Origin of the sequence: Acinetobacter sp. YH12142 (genome assembly GCF_013418435.1) — a bacterium.
In the GTDB taxonomy this organism is placed as follows: domain Bacteria; phylum Pseudomonadota; class Gammaproteobacteria; order Pseudomonadales; family Moraxellaceae; genus Acinetobacter; species Acinetobacter amyesii.
The window spans coordinates 223,288-248,218 of record NZ_VPCB01000004.1 but is presented as its reverse complement, the minus strand read 5'-3'; the positions used below and the strand labels follow the sequence as shown (position 1 = coordinate 248,218).

General features: G+C 40.2%; 21 protein-coding genes. 8 read left to right on the top strand and 13 right to left on the bottom strand.

The annotated features are described in order from the left end of the window. The first annotated feature begins 907 nt into the window (after positions 1–907). The gene (locus tag FTU77_RS05750; protein ID WP_078188593.1) at positions 908–2,578 is read left to right on the top strand and encodes an FMN-binding glutamate synthase family protein; all 1,671 of its coding nucleotides are present in this window, start codon (positions 908–910) and stop codon (positions 2,576–2,578) included. A 435-nt stretch (positions 2,579–3,013) separates the two neighbouring features. Here the strand turns inward: FTU77_RS05750 and FTU77_RS05745 are convergent, their stop codons facing one another. The 4 genes from FTU77_RS05745 to FTU77_RS05730 are packed head-to-tail and all read right to left on the bottom strand — an operon-like array spanning position 3,014 to position 6,778. Continuing rightward, complete coding sequence (locus FTU77_RS05745) at positions 3,014–4,057, bottom strand: alpha/beta hydrolase (RefSeq protein ID WP_168377747.1); 1,044 nt, start codon at positions 4,055–4,057, stop codon at positions 3,014–3,016. Further along, positions 4,057–5,196: a YdcF family protein gene (locus FTU77_RS05740; protein WP_180055184.1), complete on the bottom strand. Its 1,140-nt coding sequence runs from the start codon at positions 5,194–5,196 to the stop codon at positions 4,057–4,059. Before FTU77_RS05740 ends, FTU77_RS05745 begins: the two co-directional genes overlap by 1 nt. Before the next feature lie 22 nt (positions 5,197–5,218). Next, positions 5,219–6,253, bottom strand: coding sequence for a UDP-N-acetylmuramate dehydrogenase (murB, locus tag FTU77_RS05735; protein ID WP_180055182.1), 1,035 nt, complete (start codon positions 6,251–6,253; stop codon positions 5,219–5,221). 9 nt (positions 6,254–6,262) lie between these two features. Further along, positions 6,263–6,778, bottom strand: coding sequence for a low molecular weight protein-tyrosine-phosphatase (locus FTU77_RS05730; RefSeq protein ID WP_111884272.1), 516 nt, complete (start codon positions 6,776–6,778; stop codon positions 6,263–6,265). A gap of 118 nt (positions 6,779–6,896) precedes the next feature. Here FTU77_RS05730 and FTU77_RS05725 point away from each other — a divergent pair, with 118 nt between their 5' ends. Further along, positions 6,897–8,057, top strand: coding sequence for an iron-containing alcohol dehydrogenase (locus FTU77_RS05725; RefSeq protein ID WP_180055180.1), 1,161 nt, complete (start codon positions 6,897–6,899; stop codon positions 8,055–8,057). A gap of 36 nt (positions 8,058–8,093) precedes the next feature. Then, a complete protein-coding gene (locus FTU77_RS05720) occupies positions 8,094–8,525 on the top strand; it encodes a thioesterase family protein (protein ID WP_180055178.1) in 432 nt (143 codons plus the stop codon). 22 nt (positions 8,526–8,547) lie between these two features. On the opposite strand, the gene dnaX is transcribed toward FTU77_RS05720, so the two are convergent. From dnaX to FTU77_RS05690, 6 genes are all read right to left on the bottom strand, one after another. After that, positions 8,548–10,767: a DNA polymerase III subunit gamma/tau gene (gene dnaX / locus FTU77_RS05715; protein WP_180055176.1), complete on the bottom strand. Its 2,220-nt coding sequence runs from the start codon at positions 10,765–10,767 to the stop codon at positions 8,548–8,550. Positions 10,768–10,827: 60 nt separating this feature from the next. Further along, the gene (locus FTU77_RS05710) at positions 10,828–11,559 is read right to left on the bottom strand and encodes a hypothetical protein (RefSeq protein ID WP_180010374.1); all 732 of its coding nucleotides are present in this window, start codon (positions 11,557–11,559) and stop codon (positions 10,828–10,830) included. 79 nt (positions 11,560–11,638) lie between these two features. After that, on the bottom strand, positions 11,639–12,091 hold the full coding sequence (locus FTU77_RS05705; protein ID WP_180055174.1) for a copper resistance protein NlpE N-terminal domain-containing protein: 453 nt from the start codon (positions 12,089–12,091) through the stop codon (positions 11,639–11,641). An 84-nt stretch (positions 12,092–12,175) separates the two neighbouring features. Further along, positions 12,176–13,462: a serine hydrolase gene (locus FTU77_RS05700; RefSeq protein WP_180055171.1), complete on the bottom strand. Its 1,287-nt coding sequence runs from the start codon at positions 13,460–13,462 to the stop codon at positions 12,176–12,178. Positions 13,463–13,550: 88 nt separating this feature from the next. After that, positions 13,551–14,405: a MaoC/PaaZ C-terminal domain-containing protein gene (locus tag FTU77_RS05695; RefSeq protein ID WP_180055168.1), complete on the bottom strand. Its 855-nt coding sequence runs from the start codon at positions 14,403–14,405 to the stop codon at positions 13,551–13,553. A gap of 169 nt (positions 14,406–14,574) precedes the next feature. Further along, complete coding sequence (locus FTU77_RS05690; protein ID WP_180055166.1) at positions 14,575–15,966, bottom strand: 3-oxoacyl-ACP reductase; 1,392 nt, start codon at positions 15,964–15,966, stop codon at positions 14,575–14,577. Positions 15,967–16,207: 241 nt separating this feature from the next. On the opposite strand from FTU77_RS05690, the gene FTU77_RS05685 reads away from it, so the two are divergent. Continuing rightward, a complete protein-coding gene (locus FTU77_RS05685) occupies positions 16,208–17,728 on the top strand; it encodes an acetyl-CoA C-acetyltransferase (protein ID WP_180022001.1) in 1,521 nt (506 codons plus the stop codon). A gap of 67 nt (positions 17,729–17,795) precedes the next feature. Here FTU77_RS05685 and FTU77_RS05680 read toward each other — a convergent pair whose 3' ends face one another. Then, on the bottom strand, positions 17,796–18,899 hold the full coding sequence (locus tag FTU77_RS05680) for an OmpW family protein (RefSeq protein ID WP_180007892.1): 1,104 nt from the start codon (positions 18,897–18,899) through the stop codon (positions 17,796–17,798). Between the two features lie 204 nt (positions 18,900–19,103). After that, a complete protein-coding gene (gene aceI / locus FTU77_RS05675; RefSeq protein WP_168377760.1) occupies positions 19,104–19,529 on the bottom strand; it encodes a chlorhexidine efflux PACE transporter AceI in 426 nt (141 codons plus the stop codon). A 117-nt stretch (positions 19,530–19,646) separates the two neighbouring features. Between aceI and FTU77_RS05670 the strand changes: the two genes are divergently transcribed. The 4 genes from FTU77_RS05670 to FTU77_RS05655 all read left to right on the top strand — a co-directional run bounded on the left by FTU77_RS05670 (position 19,647) and on the right by FTU77_RS05655 (position 24,066). After that, positions 19,647–20,537 carry a LysR family transcriptional regulator gene (locus FTU77_RS05670; protein WP_180026433.1) on the top strand — a complete coding sequence of 297 codons (891 nt, stop codon included), beginning with the start codon at positions 19,647–19,649 and terminating at the stop codon, positions 20,535–20,537. Between the two features lie 89 nt (positions 20,538–20,626). Continuing rightward, complete coding sequence (tal, locus tag FTU77_RS05665; protein ID WP_078191801.1) at positions 20,627–21,616, top strand: transaldolase; 990 nt, start codon at positions 20,627–20,629, stop codon at positions 21,614–21,616. Between the two features lie 73 nt (positions 21,617–21,689). Continuing rightward, positions 21,690–22,340, top strand: a complete 651-nt coding sequence (leuE, locus tag FTU77_RS05660; protein WP_180055164.1) for a leucine efflux protein LeuE — start codon at positions 21,690–21,692, stop codon at positions 22,338–22,340. Between the two features lie 556 nt (positions 22,341–22,896). Then, positions 22,897–24,066, top strand: a complete 1,170-nt coding sequence (locus FTU77_RS05655) for a benzoate/H(+) symporter BenE family transporter (protein WP_180055162.1) — start codon at positions 22,897–22,899, stop codon at positions 24,064–24,066. Positions 24,067–24,370: 304 nt separating this feature from the next. Here FTU77_RS05655 and FTU77_RS05650 read toward each other — a convergent pair whose 3' ends face one another. Next, the gene (locus FTU77_RS05650) at positions 24,371–24,931 is read right to left on the bottom strand and encodes a TetR/AcrR family transcriptional regulator (RefSeq protein ID WP_180055160.1); all 561 of its coding nucleotides are present in this window, start codon (positions 24,929–24,931) and stop codon (positions 24,371–24,373) included.

Here is a 24,931-nt window from a genome sequence, read left to right as displayed (position 1 = left end):
CAAGTAACTTGGACCAGTGTTGATCATTTAGCATTGTTCGAGGCATAGCGAGTGTAAAATTGGGTTTGGCGATTTAATTTTACTATCTCGCTATTTTTTTAATCAACAAATGTCAACAGACCCTAATTTCGCATTTTAAAAATGATTTTTAAGTCTATTCGACGGAGTCTTACATCTAGGGTTTAAATAAAGGAATTAGCCTTCGGCTGGAGGTACTTTTGTTTCGGCAAAAGTACCCAAAACCATTGTCATCCGCAAAACTCGTTCACTAACGTCTACTTATTCAAAGTATCGCAAAAACATTTTTAAATAAATGTAGTCCTGTCTCAAACACTTGCGGATGACCTTACCGCGTATCATTCTTTTATTTGAGGTGACAACTTCTAACGCATAATGAATATCTAGTACATTATTTATGCTTAGATTTTCCCTTAAAATATCAACACATAAAAAAGTCCCAACGCTGGGACTGGATAATTTCTTAGAATATTTTTGTAATTTTAGTCGTTTAGGTCAAAGGAACTACAGCATACGTATCTGCTGAATACCTTATGCCGTAGCGCTAATTTCTCATGGCTATAATCAATTACTGACATAGGCAGGCTAGGTCGGCATTATTATAACGAATAGATTTCATAGTCATATTCAGCACCTCGTGTTTAGAAAGTAAAATCACTATAACCTCCATTTTGTTCACTGTGAAATAACAAGAACCGCGCTACTTTTCATAAATTTTCTTAAAGAACAATCCTGCTTTTCTTATCTCATTTGGCTTTAAATGAAAAAATCATTCAACTTCAGTGCTGCTTTTTATAAATGCTACACTGAATCAACAAATTAAAGCTTGAGCATTGTGCATAAACTCGGCAAATTATGAGCAAATGAGCTGAATAAGATTTTTCAAAATATGGCCAGTCCAGCGCAAACTATTCGCCACAAGCTACTAAATACTTTTTTTTCTCGGCATTCCATTTGGTTTGCTTGTATTTTTATCTTCCTACTCATTTCGAGTTTTCATTTAGGTTATTCCCCTCGTTATATTCAATATTTCATTCCACAAACCTTATTGAATAGTATCTGGGTCATTACTGGGCTTTTGAGTTTATTGGGTTTGTATGACGTCATACAAAACAAACATTCGATCTTAAAAAATTACCCCATCATGGGGCACTTTCGTTTTCTATTTGAAGAATTTCGACCTGAAATTCGCCAATATTTTATTGAATCTGATCAAGATGCTCTGCCCTTTTCTCGTATGCAGCGTAGTTTGGTCTATCAACGTGCAAAAAACCAAAATGCAGATAAACCATTTGGTTCAATTGTTGATGTTTACCAAAATGATTACCGCTTTATTAATCACTCCTTGTCACCTTGCATTCCTGCCATTCCTGAAACATTCCGTATTAACATTGGCAATGAACAATGCAAGCAACCGTATAGCGCATCGATATTAAACATTTCTGCGATGAGCTTTGGTAGTTTAAGTGCCAATGCCATTCGTGCCTTAAACTTAGGCGCAAAAATGGGCAATTTCTACCATGACACCGGTGAAGGCAGTATTAGTCCGTATCACTTGGAAAATGGTGGCGACATTGTCTGGGAACTCGGTAGTGGTTACTTTGGCTGCCGTACGATTGATGGTCAATTCGACCCTGTACGTTTTGCTGAACAAGCCAAGCACCCTCAAGTCAAAATGATTGAGATCAAATTATCTCAAGGTGCAAAACCAGGCCATGGTGGCATTTTACCTAAAGACAAAATTTCCGAAGAGATTGCTCAAATCCGTGGTGTCAGCCGTGAACATGACTGTATCTCGCCATCTAGCCATCCTGCCTTTAGCACCCCTATAGAAATGATGCAATTTATTCAGCAATTGCGCGAACTGTCAGAAGGCAAACCTGTGGGTTTTAAACTGTGTATCGGGCAACCGTGGCAATTTATGAGTATCGTAAAAGCCATGTTACATACGGGGATCACACCTGATTTTATCGTGGTGGATGGTTCTGAAGGTGGGACTGGCGCTGCACCTATAGAACTGATTGATAATATGGGGACACCACTGCGTGAAGGCCTACTCTTTGTCAATAACACCCTGATTGGTGCAGGCTTGCGTTCAAAAATTAAAGTCGGTGCCAGTGGTAAAATTATTAGTGCTTTTGATATTGCCAGTACCATGGCGATTGGCGCAGATTGGGTCAACTCAGCTCGTGGCTTTATGTTTGCAGTCGGGTGTATTCAAGCTCAAAGCTGTCATACCAACCAATGTCCAGTTGGCGTTGCAACGCAGGACAAAGACCGTCAAAAAGCCATCCATGTTCCGACCAAAGCAGAACGTGTTTTTAATTTCCACAAAAATACCTTGCATGGCTTATCTGAACTTATTGCCTCAGCAGGTTTACAACATCCATCAGATATCCGTGCGCACCATCTAGCGCAGCGGATTAATAACCGTGAAATTAAAAACTATGCACAGCTACATTTTTGGTTAAAAGATGGGGAGCTGCTCAGTTGTGAAAATAAAGATGAAGAAAACTTCTATTTCCGTATGTGGAATATGGCCCATCTAGAAAAGTTCTGATTCCTCCACCCAAAAAAAAGAGGCGTCCACGCCTCTTTTTTTCGTCTAGATCCATCACACTGATTAAGGTAGGCTGTGCTCAATCGTCAATTAGTAACTGATGTTACGCGCGTAAAAGTAAATACGCATTTTTAAAATAATTTCTAAGCCTATTCGACGGAGTCTTACATCTAGGGCTTAAATAAAGGGATTACCCTTCGGCTGGAGGTACTTTTGTTTCGGCAAAATGAGAAGCAAAGCTTCGCAAGGAAACCATCTTGCGGTGCAATGCACCTCACCGACAAAACTCGTTCACTAGCGTCAAATTATTCAAAGTATTGCAAAAACATTTTTGATTAGAAGTAGTCCTGTCTCAAACACTTGCGGATGAACTTCCCGCGTATCGTACTTTTATTTGAATCAAATTACGCTCCTGATGTTAGTGCGTAACATCAGTTAGTAATAAGACTTACTATTCGATTGAGCATGCAAGAATGCCGGGATCAAACCTGTTAATGCAGCACGAATATCGGCACGTTCATTAATCAGCTGATGTGAACCTTCTTCAAGCATGAGAAGCGTCTGTAAACGGAATTTACGACGTATAAACTCAATGTTATAACGCCAATCCACCGTTTGATCCTGTGCGCCTTGAGCTAACCACACTGGAATACGACACGCAGGTCGTTCTTCCATTTCCTGCATCCATTTTGACATGGCCAAAATCCAATCCATCCCCATCATTCGAGGTTGTAGAGGATCCTTTAAACGTACAAAACGTAAAAACTCAGGGTTGTGATTATTCCGTCTAAAATGACGTGGCACTTCACGTTTAATACGACGAATAATGCCTAATCCAACCGAGTTATGCCACCATGCCGTTTTTGCAGGACGAATCAGCGGAGATAATAATAAAACCCGTTCGACATAAGGGTTTTTGCGATGTTCAGCAAAATCTAACAGATGATGCAGCCAAATCGCACCACCCGTACTCTGCCCAATCCCTAACCACGGTGTCGGTAATTGAGCTGCATGTTTCACATAACGATATACCGCTTCCAAAACTTGTTGGTAATGGTCAAAGTTTTGAATACTGGCTGGCGAGCCATTGCTTAGACCATGCCCCGGTAAATCATAGGTCAAAACACTAAAACCTTGATCTAAGAGCTCACGAATAATCGGCTGATATATTCCACTATGCTCTAAATAACCATGTAATAAAAATACAGTGCCTTTAATGACATCTGTTTCAGCCTTTAGTTTCGGTTGAAACACTTGTACATGTAGTTTGAACAAAGGCATTTCTACATAGCCTTGCCAATGTTCGCAGTTCAAGGCATCTAAGCCGTAGAGTCGTCGATAAGATTGTATTTCGACACTAGGCTCAAACGGCCGATTTAAATTTAGCGGTTCTAATAATTGTGGGGTTAATTCTCGACTTGGAACTGGAAGATCTAATTGTTTAAGAATCGAAGGATTAAGAAATGGGATATCTGACATTATGGGACCTCCCGACAGTCACTTGAGCCAAACCAAACGTCACGTAAGGTAGCTAATAATTCATAATTGGCACGACGACTATGATCATAATTTTTTTCACTTGGTCGCCATGTGGTTAATGTCGTTGGCATAGGTGCAACAACAGGAATGGTTTCAATACCATTTAATGCAAATAAACGCCGTGTTCGAGGCATATGATATTGGTCGGTGATTAAAATAACCGTCGGTGCGCCGCCTTTTTTCTGTAACAATAACGAACTAAAGCGTGAATTTTCGCAAGTATTCATACTCCGGTTTTCAAGCAATTTCGCATCGACATCATATTGCTTTAACCAAGCTTGCATATACGGTGCTTCCACACCACTCAGTACAATCGGTAACTTATGTGCGCGTTCGACATCGAGTGTTTTTTCCAGTCGAAGTCGTGTGTAGTCATTCACCACGATATCTTTATCATTTTTATCTAAAGTTAAGCCACCACCTAACACCACGATCGCATACGGATCTGCGGTTGGCTGCTTCAGGGTTTTATCTTTCATTTTGGCTAGATCAAGATAGGTTTCATCATCGATCGGTTCCGCTTCTGAAGCAGCTTGTTCAATTTCATGAGTTTTTAAGAACTCTGTATATTGCGTCATGAGTCCTTTATTTTCCGCACTATTGAGTTCGAGCAGCTCTTTCATTTTTTGAGCAGGATTTTCCGCCATTGCTTCAGAGGATGCCGCCTCGGATGCAGAAGGATTCAGCAAAGGAACTTTCGGTATGTCCTTTTGATTATCACTTATTTCTTTTTCATGTTCTTCTTCAATGAGCTGCTGTAAAGCCTTATAACGCGCTTGTATAAGGGTCAAGTCTTGAGGCTCATCAGACTGTATGGCTTGCTCCATGAGTTTTAAATACGCTTGGCGCGCGATCCATAAGTCAGAACCCGGCTCATAATTATCATCATCACTCAAAGCACCGAGTTTTTGACTTTGCGCTGCGAGCTGATTGACTTCTACAGGAACGAAATAATTTAAACTTTTAACGATCAATTTAGAATAAAACGGCGTATAGATAAAAATCATCAGACAGCCCAAAAGTACAAATAGCACTGCGGCAATTTGTACTAAGCGAACCATCCAATGTGTTTTATGCATAAATCTAAAACCTATGTTTTTATTAATCTGCGTGAGATCGAATCAAGCCATTTGTATCAAATAATACAGGCTCAGGATGTAGTTCAATATTAAATTTTTCAAAAACATCATGTTGTACAGCTTTGTAAGTTGTACGTACATCTTGCAGCGTGGCGTCCTGATAATTGACCAACACCAAAGCTTGCTTATGGAACATACCCACTGAACCCACAGATTTCCCTTTCCAACCCGCTTGATCAATCAACCAGCCAGCTGCCAGTTTTACCGCATTATTCGGTTGTGGATAATGGGGTAAATTTGGAAATTGCAGCGCAATTTGGTCAAAGGCTTGCTGGCTAATCACAGGATTTTTAAAGAAACTTCCGACATTTGGAAATTCTTTCGGATCTGGAAGTTTGGTTTGACGGATATGAATGACTTGTTGTTGTAGGTTTTCTGCACTTAAGTCTTCGCCTACCGCCTGCTTTAAATCACCATAATTTAATTTTAAATCGGCATGTTTTAAAAGTTTAAAAGTCACATGCGTAATAATAAAACGCTCTGGCTCATCTTTAAAAATACTATGGCGATATGAAAAATGACAATCGGCAGCGCTAATACTACTTTGCTGTTCTGTTACTCGGTCATAGACCTGCACAGATTCAATAAATTCACCCGCCTCAACACCATAAGCTCCAATATTTTGCACAGGTGAAGCACCGACTAAACCGGGTATCAATGCTAAATTTTGTAAGCCATAAAACTGGTGTGCCGTCGTCCATAGCACAAAGTCATGCCACACTTGCCCTGCACCCACTTTTAAAGTCTGTGTATCGGCATCGTCTTGTACATATTCAATCCCTTGAATATCCATGTGCATCACTAAAGCATGTATTTGCTCAGGCAACAGCATATTACTGCCTCCTGAAAGTACCAATACATTTAATTGCTCAGCTTTGGCAAAGTCGAGCGCTGCTTGGATATCTTCTACCGATTGAACACGTACATAATGAGATGCTACAGCATCGAGGCTTAATGTATTAAATGGCTTAAGCTGAACCTGTGTTTGAATTTGCATTCTTAAACCTTAATTTTTTTGCTGTGCTTGTAACTGAGTTTTTAAATAATTGACCCAAGCCTGACTGCTAGATTCGCATTGATCTAATACATGTTCAAACCCTGCATCACCACCATAGTACGGATCTGGTACTTCTTGTTGCGGATATTGGTGATCATGTTGACTCATCAAAGACACTTGTGCACGTAGTTGACCGAATTGTTGCTGCGCCTTTTGCATGAGGTTTTGAATATTGTCTAAATTTTCGTAGTCCATGGCCAAAATCAAATCAAATTCAATAAAATCATGAACCGTTAACTGACGTGCGCGTAATGCAGATAAGTTATAGCCTCGTAATTTTGCATGCTGTTGGCTACGAAGATCAGGCGCTTTGCCCGGATGATAATTGCTCGTACCCGCAGAGTCGACGTGAATATTGAGTTGCGCTTCATCACAAAAATGTCTGAGAACCACTTCAGCCGTAGGTGAACGGCAAATATTTCCTAAACAAACACACAACACCTTATATGGCGTGCTGGATGACATAACAACCTCAAGACTACTTTTATTTCAAGCGTCTTATGTTAAGTTATTTACAGGATGAATCCTATATCAACACTCAAGAATAATGTTTATTTGGATATAAAAAATTAGGGATAAGCCAATGAGTCAATTTCAGTTTCAAACCGTCAGCAATATTATTTCAGGCTTAGGCTCTATTTCCCAACTGAGAGAGGTCCTAGGCGACTTTCAAGCCAAACGTGTCATGTTTGTGACCGACCCCGGTATGTTGCAACAACAATTACATTTACCCATTTTGGATATTTTAGAAAGTATCCATCAAGACTATGTAATTTATTCCAGTATTCAAGCTGACCCTGCAGAACATATAGTTTTGGATGCAGTTCAATTTGCCAAGAATGAAAAAGTAGATTTGATTATTGGTTTTGGCGGTGGCAGTTCAATGGATGTGGCTAAAATTATCGCGATCTTGGCTCATCCTAAGCAAACACAACAGATCAGTGATTTATATGGTGTTGCTAATGCAAAACGACCACGCTTACCGCTCATTTTGATCCCGACAACGGCAGGGACCGGCTCTGAAGTCACACCAATCTCTATCGTCACTACAGGTGAAACCACCAAAACTGGTATCGTCTCCCCTGTACTGTATGCCGATGTCTGTATCCTCGATGCGAACTTTACTTTAAATCTTCCCGCACATATTACCGCAGCGACAGGTATCGATGCCATGGTGCATGCCATTGAAGCCTATACGTCAAAAATTAAAAAAAATCCGTATGCGGATATGCTCGCCAAACAAGCTTTGCGTTTATTAAATAAAAACTTAGCAGTGGTTTTACAAGATGGACATAACCTCGAAGCGCGTCAGCACATGCTAGTCGGTTCAATGCTTGCAGGTCAGGCCTTTGCTAATGCACCAGTTGCAGCGGTGCATGCACTCGCCTATCCACTCGGTGGACACTTTCATCTCTCGCATGGTCATACCAATGCACTGGTTCTCGCTGAAGTGTTAAAGTTTAATGCACCTCAGGCCAAGCAGCATTATGCAGAACTTATGAGTTGGCTAGACCCATACAGTACGGGCTGTACCGATGGTTTATGTGATTTATTTATTGATCATATGCAAAATCATTTAGATCAGAGCGGTTTGGTGCTAAAACTCAGCCAACTGAATGTGCCTGAAAATATGCTCGATCGTTTAGCAGAAGACGCATTATTACAAACACGACTATTACAAAATAATCCGCGAGAACTGCAGTTTGAAGATGCTCGCCAGATTTACCAATCAATATATGCCTAAAGTTCACTCATTTTTGAAATAAAGAAAATACCAACGATGAAACCTGAAACTAAACGCCGCCAAAACTATCGATTTTTATTTCCAATCCAAACGCGTTGGGCAGACAACGATATGTATGGCCATGTCAATAATGTCACCTATTACAGCTATTTTGATACCGCTGCAAATGCACTCTTGATTCAACATGCCGGTTTTGATTTGCAAAATACCCCGATCATCGGTTTAGTGGTCGATTCAGCCTGCAGTTTTTTACAAGAACTGTCCTATCCAGAAATCATTGAAGTTGGGGTTGCGATTGAAAAAATTGGTAATTCTTCACTGCGCTATGACTTGGCTATTTTTAAACAAGGACAAAATGAGGCTGCAGCCCAAGGACATTTCGTGCATGTGTTTGTTGACCGCCAAACACGAAAAAGCACCTCGATACCCGATGATATGCGAGATGCTTTAACTCAGTTTTTACTTTAATTTTTAGAATCCAGCTTAGAACTTATTTGAGCTGGATATTTTGCAACTCACCATCAAAGCTTTTGAGCAAATCTTTCACAACAGGCTCTGCATGTAATAACTCATTTGCACGTGCAAACGCTTTTTCTTTGCGGACATGCTGTAAAGCATACGGTGTGGTTTCTTCGACATCTTCAAAGCTGATATGGAAACGACATTTTGACCATTGCGCATGAAGGGCTTGTTCCAATACATGCTGTAATTGAGTCACTAAAGCTTCGTACCGCTTTGGAATATGGAAAGTCGATTCACCGTCAATTGTACCGCGCATAATGCCATGCTGCGCCAACTCTTGTACCGCAGGTGAAAGTTGGCTATTTCGGAACCAATACTCCCACTTTTCGACCGTCCACTCACCTTCAAGGTTTTGAGGCTGTAAAGTCAAAATATCTTGTGGCATCAAAGTAGAAGATGAACCCGTTTGAACAGCATCCGAAGAAACTGAACTTAGCGTAACTTGTGGTGATGCTAGATCAAAACCATTGTGATCTTGAGCCCCCGAAACTGATTCATTCACCTCATGCTGTGGCTCAACTACATCTGTCAAATGTGGCTGAGTCGTTTCAGTCTGTGTACTTGTTGACTCTAAAGCTGTTGATTCTAAAGGTGCAATATCTTCAAAATTTATAGCGCTTACATCAACTTCTTCAGTTTCAGTACTCGGCGTCGGATCTAAATCAAATAATGTATCTTCTGCCACGGCATCCATAACAAGCGTGTCATTTTGCTGTGTCGCTACAGATTCAACAGATGCAACCTCTTGCGTATCTAGAGTGCCATTTGATGTAGATGCTGTAGAAGTTTGGCTAATCACATCCTCTTCAGGATCATCTAAAAAATCATCAGATGAAGGTTCATCGACTGCAGGTGCAGAAACATAGCCATCATCGTCATCATAATGTGAATCATCAAAATCATCGAAAGCTGGCGATGTGTCTACAGCGGGTACAGCTTCAGGCTGCTCAACAGTGGCAACCTGTGCAGCAGACTCAACAACGGTATTGGGTTGCTGCAAAGACTGTGTTTGAGTCGGCTGAACTGTTTCGGCCTGATTTTGAGCAAGCTGTGGCTGTGCGGCTGACTCTTGCTGTACGGCAGAGGCCAACATTTCGTTTGGCTGTAATGGTCGGAATGCTAATAGACGCAGCACACACATCTCAAAACCTTGCTCTTGCGTGACTGCCAACTGCAAGTCTGCCCGACCTTTGCATGCGACTTGATAATACAACTGCAAATCTTGAGCTGAAATCAACTGCGACAATTGCATAATTTTTTGATTGATCTCAGCGCTATATTTCAACGCTAAGTCTGGCAAGTATTGTAATAATGCCAGTTCATGCAAAGTCGAAATCAACTGATCCAATACCAGTGAAACATCCAGTGCTTGTTGGCGGAATTGCATGAGTAAAGCACTCACGCGTTCACGCTGATTTTGATGAATGGCTAAAATCAAATCATAAATGATCGTACGGTCAATTAGGCCCAACATGTCTTTAACATCTTGGTGCTGAATTGAACCCTGACCATAGGCAATCGCTTGATCAGTTAGTGACAATGCATCACGCAGTGAACCTTGAGCCGATTCAGCAATTTGCCAAATCGCATCTTGCTCCGCTTGAATTTGTTCTTTTTGTAAAATATCGGTCAGATGCGTGGTGATTTCATCCACGGCTAAAGGACGCAAAGTAAATTGCAAGCAACGTGAAATGACAGTAATCGGTAATTTTTGAGGATCTGTAGTAGCAAATAAGAACTTCACATGCTCTGGCGGTTCTTCTAGAGTCTTTAATAACGCATTAAATGAATGCGTAGAGAGCATATGCACTTCATCGATTAGATAAACCTTGAAGCGACCTTGGGTTGGAGCATAAGGAACGTTGTCGAGAAGCTCTCGGGTATCTTCAACTTTGGTCCGTGATGCCGCATCGATTTCAATTAAATCAATAAAACGGCCTTCATTTACTGCTTTACACGTTGGGCAGACTTCACACGGCGTTGATGTTACACCCGTTTCACAGTTCAGACATTTTGCCAAAATACGGGCAATGGTGGTTTTACCCACGCCACGAGTACCTGTAAATAAATACGCATGATGTAACCGACCACGTTCTAAGGCACTGGTAAGTGCGCGTGACACATGGTTTTGCCCCACGAGTTCAATGAAATTTCGTGGACGGTATTTTCGTGCAAGTACTTGATACATGTATGCTCCTTTTTACAGGTGTAAGCATACTGTTTTTTTGTCTAAGAGTGAATGAAGTTCTTAGTCAGTGGAACTAATTCGATCAATATCTTCGAATTTAACGACTTTAATATTTGATTTATTTTCTGAATCATTAAACAAGATTACATTACCTTGAAAACTGTCCAGAACATACCATTTATTTACGTCTTTGATTTTCAATGTAGCTACAGGCGACTTCTTTATATCATTTAATTTTAACTGTGCAGAAAAACAGGTAGCAAATATGGCAAGAATGGTTAACACCAAAAATTTAAGTGGTTTATCTCTGCGCACTTCATCATCGGTAAAAATATTGAGAGTTATACCAATTAGAACAGCACCCCATAGCATTGAAGTTTGACCAATAAAGTTATTTACATAGAGCGTAATTAGCCCACTAACACATACAATAATGACAAATATAGCTTGTAGCAGCTTATGCTTTTTTAAAAACTGTTCGATTTTTTCTTTCAGCTCTGCTTCCGTAATATGATTAGAAACTAAAATTTTCTTTTTAGGCTTACTTTTGCAATATTGTTTAAATAAAAATTTATAGAAATCTAATAGAACACCAACTACGGCTATGACTGAACAACTTAAGACTAATACCTTAATAATTTCAAAAATATAAAATGATGGAGATAAAACAGACATTATCCATATAGCATCTAAAGAGTAATAGAAAAATGCATTCGAAATAACAGAAATTGTGAGGGCTGCTATGGATAAAATTCCAAATAACTCCGTAATTGATAATTCTTTTTTTATCATTATTTATAAAAATTAGACTATAAAGTGGTTTTTTATCATGACTGACAAACTACGTAAAGAAAGAACGATTTAATTATAATTAAGTCTCTGCCCGCTTAAGCAAAAAATCACTCTGCATTTGATAGCGTTTCGCCGTCTGGTCTTCCCGAATTTCAAGTAATTGCTGATCCAAATCAACATACAAAAGATTACGCGTTTGCACATTCATAAGTTCTAGCTGCTGCTTTGATTCATCTTTAAAACGAATTACACCTTTTAGCACTTCTACTTCGTTATGACCACTTAGACTTTCACGAGTGAGTGTATAGGTTTGGTCTTCATGTAGCTCTATAGCCACAGCCATGCCAGGACAATCTTCACAACGAGAAAGACAGCCCATACACGGCGTGGTACCTTTAAAATCACCGACCCATGCAGCTTGCTGTTTTTCGGCAGTAATCGCTTCTATCTCTTTTGCTTTCGTTTGAGTTGAATCCTGACAACCCAACATTGCCGACGTTACTACTAAGGGAATCAAAACAACTTTTTTCATAGGGATATCACAGCAGTCTAAAACTGCGTGGGAAAATAGCATATTTTTCACATTTCCCCAATTCCTGTTCTATCCCGAAGTATCTTAAAGCCAGCCCTTACGTCCTTTAAGTGCTTTGTCTGCACAGCGTAGCGTTTCTTGAGTTAAGCCCCATAAGCGATAATCGCCAGTGATTGAACCCGTCGCAAAGTTATGTGTATAAGCAAAACTTAAATCACGCTGCGGATCACACCAGGCCCCAGAACCATTAAAACCTATATGTCCAAAACCTTCACTAGATTTGCCTAAAGTTAAAATGCGGTGATAACCCAAACGCCAATTCATTGGTAAAGGCATAATACGATCACGTTTTTTATATTGAATTTTACTTAAAGATTCAAAAACTTGTGGCGTGATTAAGGTCTGTCCTTGCCACTGCCCTTGGTTAGCCAGCATTGCATAGATTTTCGCTAAACTATTGGCACTAAATACACCAGTAGCCGCAGGTATAATGGCTTGTAAACCCTCATCACTAAAAAATGAAAACTTGCGCATTCCTTTTGGAATCATACCATCTTGAAAGTCTTGCAAATTTTGTCCCGAAAGTTGCAGAAGCTGATCAAAGATTGAAGCTTTTCGTGTCTCGGTCTTTTTTTTCGTTGTCTGCGCTTGGGTATTTTCTTGTGCAGATGTATCTACAGCACGCTCTACTTGTTTCTTTTTCGGAATCAAGCGAGCAACCTCACTAAGTTGATGCTCTGGTACGCCAAAAAAAGCATGATCCAATGCTAAAGGCTCAACCAAATACTGTTGCATCAGTTCAGCAAGCGGTCGACCTGTGGCCTTTTCAAGTACACCACCGACTTGCCAACCGAAGGTTAAAGGTTGATATGCCGCATCAGTTGTCGGCTCAAAACGTGGTTTGGCTTGCTCGATGACGTTGAGCATATGTGGCCAATCTGCCATTTCAGATGCTGTTTCAATGATATTACGGATATCGTATAAACCACTCTGATGACTCAACATGTGCCTTAATGTGATATGCGACTTACCATTTTGAGCAAACTCCGGCCAATATGCTGCAACAGGAGTATCGTAATCAAGAAAGCCTTTGCTTACTAAGATATGTGCAAGCGTTGCTAGTACACCTTTACCCGTGGAATAACAGACAGAGGGGGTATTGGACTGCCAAGCTTCATCCGCTGACTTTTTACCAGTCCAAATATCTACGACTTTTTGACCTTTAAAATACACCACCAAGGCAGCTCCGCCTAAGTGGGTTCGAGCATCCTGCATCCGGCTAAATTGCGCCGCTAAATCTTGAAACGCCTCGTCGACTGTACCTTGATAATTATTTTTCTGTGCAAATAGATATTCTTTGAGCGCCTGCATCATCATTCCTTTGAATATGAATCGCTTGAGATTAAAACTTGAGATTAAAACAAAAAAGCCTAAACCGATATCGATTTAGGCTTAAGTCTTAAAGTGCCTTCACACTTCCCGCGACATGCGGCTTTTTGTTCTTACTATTTCGAATGGCAAACTCTGTATCTTTACCCGTTTGTGCAGTTAGGAACTCAACTTGAGAAGGCAAATACATGGGTAATTTAAACCATACATCTGCTTCATAGGCATCTGGCAAAGTTAAGCTCGACAAAGCTTTGGCTTTACTCCACATACCATGTGCAATGGCTTGTTTAAAACCAAACGCTTTAGCTGTCACAGCATGAATATGAATCAAGTTAAAGTCACCAGAAGTCAACGCATAACGGCGACCGGTATTTTCAGAAACATTCCATTCAGCTTGAACTTGCAACTCTGCTGGCTTTGTTTCGGTAGATTTTACCGCAGCTTTGTTCTCTGTTTTTTGACGTGCTAAATACGTGGTTAATGATTCTACAACCACTTCATCGCCCACTTTTGCAGTGGTAATAAAGTCAAATTGCACGCCTTTATCATGTGGCTGTAATTCACCAAATTTGCATGACAATGACAGTGTTTCATTCACACCGACTTTGCGATATTGCTTCACTTGGTTACGAATATGTACCAAACCTAAGATCGCAAATGGAAAAGCTTCCGTAGTCATCATATGCATTTGCAAACTTTGAGAAAGCACAGCCAAATAAATCGCTGGGATATAACCATTGTTTTTAAAGCCACACACTTCGTTATAAGCTTTTAAATGTTTTTGATCGACCTTAAATGAATCCACCACATATTCAACTTGCGGCAGCACTTTTTCAGCTTTAGGCTTTTTAAAAATCAAGCCTTGAATCACTTTTGGATAGGCTAAATAAGGTTTTGGAAGTTGACTAAAATGGCGAGTATTCATACTAAACCTTTGGAAGTTTTTATTTCAATGTTTTAAAAGCCTCTACTCTTACGCCATATATGGCTCGAGGAGAAGGCTGGAATGAGGGTTAGCCCCATTCCATTTATAGCAAATTTTTACCTCTCCCTAACCCTCTCCTTAAAGGAGAGGGAATTTTAAGAGGAAATTATTAAGCCCCTAACAAGCTTTGACCACACACACGTACCACGTTACCGTTCAAGCCAGTCGATGCCGTTGAAGCAAACATTGCAATCGTTTCAGCAACATCTACAGGTAAACCACCTTGACTCATCGAGTTCATACGACGACCTGCTTCACGGATTGCAAATGGAATCGCAGCAGTCATTTGCGTTTCAATGAAGCCTGGAGCAACAGCATTAATGGTTACGCCATTTTTCAATAATGGAGCAGTAAATTTAACCACACCAACAACACCTGCTTTAGAAGCAGCATAATTGGTTTGACCTAAGTTACCTGCGATACCTGAAATAGAAGATACGCACACAATACGACCATTTGCATTGAAGCCATCATTTTCAAGAAGGTAATCATTTACACGCTCAATCGCAGACAAGTTAATGTTAATCACCAAGTCCCAAAGCTCAGGTTTCATATTGGCCAAAGTTTTGTCACGGGTAATCCCTGCATTGTGCACGATGATATCCAAACCACCTTGAGCAGCTGCAGCCGCTTTGATTTTTTCACCGGCATCGTTTGCAGTAATATCAATCGCGAGCGTAGAACCGCCAATTTCACCTGCAACACGGTCAAGATCTGCTTGCTGCTGTGGAACGTCTAAACAAATCACATGCGCGCCATCACGTGACAATACATGTGCGATTGCTTCACCAATACCACGGCTTGCACCTGTTACAACAGCTGTTTTGCCTGCAAGCGGCTTATTCCAATCAACATCCACAACATCTGCTTTAGATACACGAATCACCTGACCCGATACATAAGCTGACCGTGGAGAAATTACAAAACGTAATGCAGATTCTAAGTTTGCTTCAGCACCTTCGTCCACATAGACTAACTGTGCAGCAATCCCTTTCTTAAACTCTTTACCCACTGATTTTACAAAACCTTCGAGTGCACGTTGTGCAATGGCTTGTTTTACAGTTTTCGCAGTTTCTGGTGTTGTACCAACAACGACAACGCGACCAGACGCCTGAATTTGACGTGCGATTGGGTTAAAAAATGCATATAAGGCATGCAGTTGTTCTGAGTTTTGAATACCTGAAGCATCAAATACCACAACTTTAAACTTAGACTCTTTATCGCCTTCGTTAAATGCGCTTAAGTTCAGACCTGATTTTGCCGCAGCTTGTTGTAATTCAGCATTATTACCTGCATAGCTATTGGCATGAATATTTGCCAAGACTTGTGCAATTGCACCAGACAATGTTGAAGCAGGCGCTGCACCGAATAAAACCGCACCTTTAACTACAGGTGTTGCAGACTCAAAACGCTCTAAAAAAGTCGGTGATGGTAAACCTAAATTTTTGATGACAAATTTACCAATAGGAGATTTTGCAAATGTTTGGTATTGATCAGTCATGTTTATTATCTCTCATACAGATTAATTTTTGATGGATCTGAAGATATCCCTTTAACTTCAAGATGATGTCAGATACTTATATTTCAATAGTTCCATCAGTTTCCATGGAATCATACTTGAGTTAAACCGCAGATGGCTTGACCTGAATGCTTTAGCGAATGTCATTTTAGTCAATTTACCCCTTTGGTGAATATGCTAATGTAGCCGTCAAGAAGATCATCAACATGCTTGGAAAAGCCTTATGAGCAAAACAACTCAAGAAAATCCAGCAGTCGAAAGTCCGACTACGGAAACTGTGTCAAATACATCAAAGAGTACGCCACGTAGCGCTAAAAGTACGGGCACAGCAACCAAGTCTACAAGTGATGCCGCTAAAACGAGCCGTCCTCGTCGTGCATCTACGCGCACTAAGACACCCGCTTCAAACCCTAAAACAGCTTTAAAATCAACAACTCAAACGTCTGTTCAACAGGATAATACCATGAGTCAAAACACAGTTCGCCGCGTTGCTATTATCGGTGGTAATCGTATTCCTTTCGCTCGTTCTAACGGCGCTTACTTCACTGCATCAAACAGCGATATGTTCACAGCTGCATTAAATGGTCTTGTTGAACGTTTCAACCTTCAAGGTCAACGCCTTGGTGAAGTTGTTGCTGGTGCCGTGTTAAAACATAGTCGTGACTTTAACATGACCCGTGAGTGTGTACTCAATACCGAACTTGCTCCTGAAACACCTGCTTACGATATTCAACAAGCATGTGGTACTGGTTTACAAGCAGCTTTCTTGGTTGCTAACAAAATCGCATTGGGTCAAATCGAAGTGGGTGTTGCTGGTGGTGTAGATACAACCTCTGATGCACCGATCGCTTTTGGTGATGGCTTACGTAAAGCTTTACTTGAATTGAATATTGCTAAAACAGGTAAAGACCGCCTAAAAGCATTAACTAAAATTAATGTTAAAGATTTGATGGATGCACCGAAGAACGGTGAACCACGTACAGGTCTTTCTATGGGTGACCATCAAGCAATTACAACGCTTGAATGGGGTATCTCTCGTGAAGCGCAAGATGAACTTGCTGCATCTTCGCATCAAAAAATGGCAGCTGCTTATGAAGAAGGTTTCTTCGATGACCTTATTACGCCATTCCTTGGTTTAGAGCGTGACAACAACTTACGTGCAGACTCATCAGTAGAAAAACTTGCGAAGTTAAAACCAGCGTTTGGAAAAGGCGATGCACGTACGATGACTGCGGGTAACTCGACTCCACTGACTGATGGTGCGTCATGTGTCCTTCTTGCATCAGAAGAATGGGCAAAAGCAAACGGTCACGAAGTTCTTGCTTATTTAACTTTCCAAGAAACAGCGGCGGTTGACTTTGTCGAGAAAAAAGAAGGCTTATTGATGGCGCCTGCTTATGCAGTGCCTCGTATGCTTGAACGTGCAGGTATTACGCTACAAGATTTCGATTACTATGAAATTCATGAAGCATTTGCATCTCAAGTATTGTCTACACTGAAAGCATGGGAAGATCCTAAATTCTGTAAAGAACGTTTAGGCTTAGATGCACCATTGGGTTCAATTGATCGTTCTAAATTGAACGTGAAAGGTTCATCTCTTGCTGCAGGTCACCCATTTGCTGCAACTGGCGGTCGTATTATCGCAACTGCTGCAAAACTATTGAACCAAAAAGGTTCAGGCCGTGTACTTGTATCGATCTGTGCTGCGGGTGGTCAAGGCGTAACAGCGATTATTGAAAAATAATCCTTTATGCTTTAAAGCAAAAAACCGCTCTTATGAGCGGTTTTTTATTTCAGAGATTTCATAATTTTTAGAAACGATAACCGACACCTAAATAAGTAATGATGGGATCAATATCGATCTTTGTCGTTGCATGAATTAACTGTTCACCGGTCGTTTGGTTAATCACATCGATCTTGGTCTTATTATTTAACTTTGCATAAGACACTGAAGCTGCTGTAAACCAATTTGGGGTGAAGTCATAGGTAAAACCGAGTGTGACAATTGGAGCAATCGCATCATCCGCATCGACATCGACCACCATTTTACCTGATGATTCTTTACCGTCTAATGCAGCACCTGCAAGATTATCCTTAATATTTTGAATCATATGCCCTGCAGCAATTAAGTCAGATTCAATACCTTTATTGAGTTCAATATCATTAAAATACGCATACATAATCCCTGCACCTACATAAGGTCTGAATTTATTCACGCCCGATTTTCCAAATTGATACTGAGCTTGAAATGCTGGCGTCCAAGCACGCGCTGTTGCTGCTTTACCATAAGCATCCAGATTGGTAATTGGTACATCATAATCCAAAGGTAAACCGTCCGGAAACAGCAAACCAGCAAGACCTCCCGGCATTGCATTGCCAGATAAAGGTGCCGTAATCATCCCTTTCCCTTGAATATCCACTTTGGGAGGAATACCGCCAATCATCTGTAAGGATACGTTGTCATTGATATAATAATTGACCATCAAACCTAAAGTATCAACATCCTCTGCTTCTAGACCAGTGCCTCCTGCTGACCAATTTTCCAATCCATATAATGTCGATGTCCCTGCAATATCTGGTTTGATATTGCCTTTGCCATCTGTCATGAGTCCATTAATAAAACTATCTTCTAATAATGTTCCTAAAGTCTCCTTTAAATTTACTGTGTTATCACCGTCTTGAATCGTTGCATTTGGGTCAATTGCTTGTAAAAAACCCTCTTCACTAATGCTTCCAACTTTGGCCTGTGTCCCATTTGCCACAGAAGTATTAATGTTAAAAGGATTCGCCTTTCCTTGCGGCATCACGTGTAACCAACCTGCAGATACAGAAAAGCGCTTAAAGTTACCATCTGCAAATGTAAATTGTGTAAGCCCAAGTAAAACAACAGGTGTGACAATTTTTATCAATTTCATATTCTAACTCCTTGTTTTGCATATTTTTTTAATTAATATATAAAAACATTCTTTGTTCTTATATTTAAAAGTTATGTAATTATTCTAACTTTTTATAGTTAGTTTATGTTTTTATATATTATTATTTGTTAAATATTGCACTATTTTGATGCAAAAAAGGCCTGTATTTATCAGTACAGGCCAATGTGATTTTCTTATTGAAATTTAACGATATTGTGGTTGGTAGCCCAAGTGCGCCTCGATCTGGTCATAGCACCATTGGAAAATAAATGTGTAGACTAAAATGCACATGGTCATACTAAAATCGAGCAAAATCGCCTGCCATAAGGTCATATGCATGGCATAAGCCACCATTGGGATGGTTGCAAGCATTAAGCCGCCCTCAAATCCAATCGCATGTAAAACACGTACACCAAAGGTTCTTTTTAACTTTCTTTTTGCTTCAAATTTTTCAAAATAATGATTAAAAATCATGTTCCAAATCACAGAAGTGACCGCCATCGCAATACCTAGCGTACCCGTTACTTCCATTGGAACTTTAAAAATAAAACTTAAAGCAATAGCAATGATCACCAATAGGATGATCTCATAGCTTAGCGCATGAATAATCCTTCTCTTGGAAATCGTCATTTTGAAACACTCTATTATTTGTAAAAAACTTATTTTATTTTTATATTATTGATTAATCGAGTTAGGTTCTTTCAATATTATTGAAAGGTTGTATTCCTTTATTTTTTCTGTATGCACATGAATATTAATCAAGAACAACTGATGATTTTTAAAACAGTCATGGAAACAGGATCATTTTCCGCAGCTGCCAGACAACTCGGCAAAGTACCTTCGGCTGTCAGCATGTCCATTGCGAATTTCGAAATTGATCTCAACCTTAAACTGTTTGAGCGCGTTGGTCGTGAGCCTGTGCCCACCACTCAAGCGCTTAACCTGTATGAAAAAACTGAACAATTATTGATAGAAATCAATCAGTGGAAACAGCATGCGATTGCGCTGAGTCATGGTTTAGAGTCTTCACTGAATATCGTGGTGGTATCAGAACTGCTTCATACGCAGTGGACCGACTATATCTCTTTGCTAGAAACTCATTTTCCATCTTTGCAAATCAATATTTTTTCTGCGCCTCAAGAAGATGCTCAAAAGATGTTATTACAGGGTCAAGCGCAGCTTGCTCTAATGTTTGAACGTGAACAGCTTGAGAGTTATGAACAATTTGTCGAATTGAAGCGTGAAGCATTGGTTCCTGTTGCAGCGACAAAACATGCCCTGTCTAAATTTAAGCAAGTCAGTTTTGAGCAAATTTTGCAAAGTCGGCAAATCGTGGTTGCAAGTCGTGATAAAAGCATCAAACCAGAATTGTTATTTTCCAAACACAGTTGGCGTACAGATAACCACCACTCAGCCTGTTCTATGATTATTCAAGGTCTGGGTTGGGGTGTGCTTCCCCTCGAGATGTTTAATGAAAATCCGACGCTCAAAGATCAACTCAAAATCTTAAGCTTTCAAGATTTCACACCCAAATTTGAATATTTCGTCGACTTGGTCTGGAACCGTGAAAAACCTCTCGGCTCGGCTGCTCATTTTTTGATTAATCACATCCGAAATTCACGAAAAACTACGATTTAGACCGCCTAATTGGGCAGTTTTTGGTTGGGTTCTAAACAGATTGTGTTATAAAAGTATGTACACCAAGAACATTAAGAACTAGATTTCAAATGACTCAAAATGCGTTAAACCAATTAAAAAGCCTAACAACGATTGTTGCTGACAGCAGTGATTTAGCTGCGATTAATACATTCCGTCCATTGGATGCGACTACAAATCCATCTTTAATTACAGCAGCGGCAAATCAACCTGAAAATAAAGAACTGATTGAAAGTGCTTTTGAACAAGCGCGTAAAGAAGGTTATCAAAACGATGAGCTGGTTGAGCGCACCATCGATATTCTTACGGTCAAATTTGGTGTTGAAATTTTAAAATTGATCGAAGGACGTGTATCTACAGAAGTCGATGCAGCCTTGTCTTATGATACTGATGCCACCATTGCAAAAGCTAAAGAGTTATTGGCTTTATATGCACAGTATGGTATCGATCAAAACCGTATCTTAATTAAAATTGCCTCAACATGGGAAGGCATTCAAGCCGCTAAAGCCCTTGAAGCTGAAGGCATTCACTGTAATCTGACGTTATTGTTTGGTTTGCATCAAGCTCAAGCCTGTGCAGATGCTCAAGTCACGCTGATTTCGCCATTTGTTGGTCGTATTTTAGATTGGTACAAAAAAGCTGAAAATGTGGATAGCTACCCGATTGAGAAAGATCCGGGCGTGTTATCAGTGAAGCAGATTTACCACTACTACAAACAACATGACATCAAAACTGAGATTATGGGTGCTAGCTTCCGTAGTATTGATCAAGTGCTTGGTTTAGCAGGTTGTGATTTATTGACGGTTTCACCGAATTTATTGGCAGAACTGGAAAAAGATCAGCGTACCGTGGAAGTGCAATTGTCTAATCATCATGCGCATGCACACTGTCAACACGATGTACAAGTGCTCGACAAGCAAACTTTCAAAGCTGAAGTTGAAAAAGACTTAATGTCTTTCCAACTATTACAAGGCGGTATTGATGGTTTTATTAAAGCCCGTGAGCAATTAAGTAGCTTACTGCGTCAAACTTTTGGCTTAGATGCTGAAATAAAAGCATAAATTAGAAATTTTCAGTTTCATCTAGAACCGAAGTTGTATACTACAGCTTCGGTTTTTTATTTGAGTGTCTTCAGTGTTTGGAATCACAGACTTAACGACCTTTATTATTGGTACGATATTAATTGTGATTTTACCCGGTCCAAATTCACTTTATGTCATGTCTGTTGCTTCTCGCTATGGCATTAAGGTCGGCTATTTAGGCGCTTTTGGTGTCTATACTGGCGATTTAATCTTAATTTTACTCACCGCTCTGGGGGCTGCATCCTTACTTCACGCCTTCCCTTGGTTATTCTTATTATTAAAAATTGTCGGTGCGCTGTATTTAAGTTATCTAGGTATCAAACTTTTCAAGGCTGCCTACCAAACATGGAATGCCGTTCAAATGCCAGAACAACTCGACACCAAGCAACTGAGTTTGAGCGAACTGAAACCGTTTAAGACTGCATTAACCATCAGTATTTTAAACCCTAAAGCCATTCTTTTTTACTTATCGTTCTTTGTGCAATTCGTTGATCCTACGTATCCATATCCTGCGATTACATTTACCGTACTCGCGATCGTATTGCAAATTATCAGTATGAGCTATTTAACGATTTTGATCTTTTCGGGTGCAAAACTGGCTACCTATTTTAGCCATCGCTATAAATTTACGGCATGCTGCGTGGCAGCGGTTGGTCTTCTATTTTGTGGATTTGGTCTAAAACTTGCGACATCTACGTTGTAAATGACATGTGAGACATAGTTCAATTTTTTAAATTATAAAAATTTACAATGCTTTTAAATTTTGAATGGATGAAACATCCACAATGTTTGTTGTCGATTCGTTCTATTAAAGTGCCGTTTGTTAATAACTGATGTTACGCACGTAAAAGTAATTTCGCATTTTTAAAATGCTTTTTAAGTCTATTCGACGGAGTCTTACATCTAGGATTTAAATAAAGGGATTCGCCTTCGGCTGGAGGTACTTTTGTTTCGGCAAAAGTACCCAAAACCATTGCCATCCGCAAAACTCCTTCACTAGCGTCTAATTATTCAAAAGTATCGCAAAAACATTTTTGAATAGAAGTAGTCCTGTCTCAAACACTTGCGGATGACGTTGCCGCGTATCTTTCTTTTATTTGAATCAAATGGCTCTTCTGATGTTACTGCGTAACATCAGTGAATAAATAAAGAATTTCCATAATATCTCGATGAGCACTTTTACTGTACAGGACTTGAGCGTATCATCCTGAAAAATGTCATCTTAAACCTGCGCCAACAATAGTTATAGCTCGATCATTATGCAAAAACTACTCCAAGACTTTTCCATTCCAGCTGCTTTTGCAGGTTTTATTACGTTCTTAGTCGGGATCAGCGTCTCGGCTGTTTTGGTGATCCAATCTGCACAACTGCTCGGTGCCAACACTGCAGAAATAACCTCTTGGTTTTGGGCTTTAGGTTTGGGTATCGGCTTAAGCGGGTTGATTCTGTCTTGGAAATTTAAATATCCCGTTGCGACTTCATGGTCCACTGCGGGACTGGCACTGATTTTAGCGACTGCAAATGGTTACAGCATGAATGCCGCTCTAGGCGCATTCTTGGTCTGTGGCCTATTAACAGCAGTACTCGGATTTTTAGGCATTTTTGAAAAAATACTGCGCTATATCCCACAAAGTCTAACCAGTGCAATGTTGGCGGGCGTACTCCTTAAATTTGGTATTGAGCTATTTGTCAGTTTACAAAATGAATGGGCATTCGTTCTTGGTTTACTCGCGGCTTATGTCCTCAGTAAACGACTGTTACCACGATATAGCATTGTCATTACGGTGATCATTGGCATCATGCTTTGTCCATTATTACTTGGCTTTCAATTACCGGCGCTTAATTTAGAACTCGCACAGCCAGTTTGGGTCACACCTGAATTTTCGATCTCAGCAATACTGGGTTTAGCGCTACCACTCTTTGTAATCAATATGGCCTCTCAGTATTTACCGGGTTTAGCCATGATTAAAAGTTATGGCTATCAACCCCACGTTAATCAACTGATCGGTTGGACTGGGACAGCCCAAACGCTACTCGCGCCATTTGGATGTTTTAGTGTCAATATTGCTGCGATTAGTGCCGCCATCAGTCTAGATGACCAAGCCCACCCCGATGAGAAAAAGCGCTATATTGCAGGTATGACCTGTGGCTTTTTTTATATTTTGATGGGCCTGTTTGCAGCCACTTTGGTGAGTTTCTTAACCGCTTTCCCATTGGTGTTTATTACCGCTTTAGCAGGCATTGCCCTACTCGGCACTATTGGACACAACATCGTCATTGCTTTCCAAGAAGCTAGTGAACGTGAAGCCGCTCTGCTCACCTTCTTGTTTAGTGCATCCGGCGTACAGTTTTTTGGTATTGGCTCTGCATTTTGGGGTTTGGTCTTTGGTTTAGTCGTGCATGCTATTTTCAAATATAAAAGAAATTAAGCCCTCAGTTAAATAATTTGCTTCAAATAAAGAATGATACGCGGTAACGTCATCCGCATGTGTTTGAGATTGGACTATTTCTAATCAAAAATGTTTTTGCGGTGAGGAGCAATGCTCCGCAAAATGGTTTCCTTACGTAGCACGCTTCTCATTTTGCCGAATGAGAAACAACATTTCAAGAGTACCTCCAGCCGAAGGTTAATCCCTTTATTCAATCCCTAGATGTAAGACTCTGTCGAATAGACTTAAAAATCATTTTAAAAATGCGTAATTACTTTTACGTATGTAAAATCAGTTATTTAATCTATTTCGCTCGATACGTTCTGGCGATCAGTTCTTGTTTTAATAATTGGGTTTCACTTTCATCTTCCACTTCTGTAAAAGCGGTGAGCCAAATACCATCAGCTGCATAACGAACAATTTTGAGTTCTATATCTAAATCGGTCTGATGATGTCGCTCTAAACGTGAGTTCATCCATTCAATCCAATATTCATTAAAAGTTTTATCAGTCAGCATGGTCATCGAAATCGCAGACCATGACTGTTGCAAACCCATGATTTGTTTTTCTAAAGTAATTTCAATATAGGCTCGGGTAAAACGACCGTATGGCTCAGGGTCTTCGTCAATTAATCGGTCAACGACCTCGTCTAATTGAGCCAAAAGCATCACAATCATGGACTCTAAGAGCTTTTGCTTATTTGAAAAATGATGAAATACACCACCTTTTGTAACCCCAACTAAATCCGCAACGGCTTGAATCGACACCCCGTTGACACCTTTATCTGCAGCAAGACGGATTGCATGCTGCAAAATACTTTGGCGTATCAGTTGAGGCTCTTTCTTGCGCTGATGCGGATTATCCAT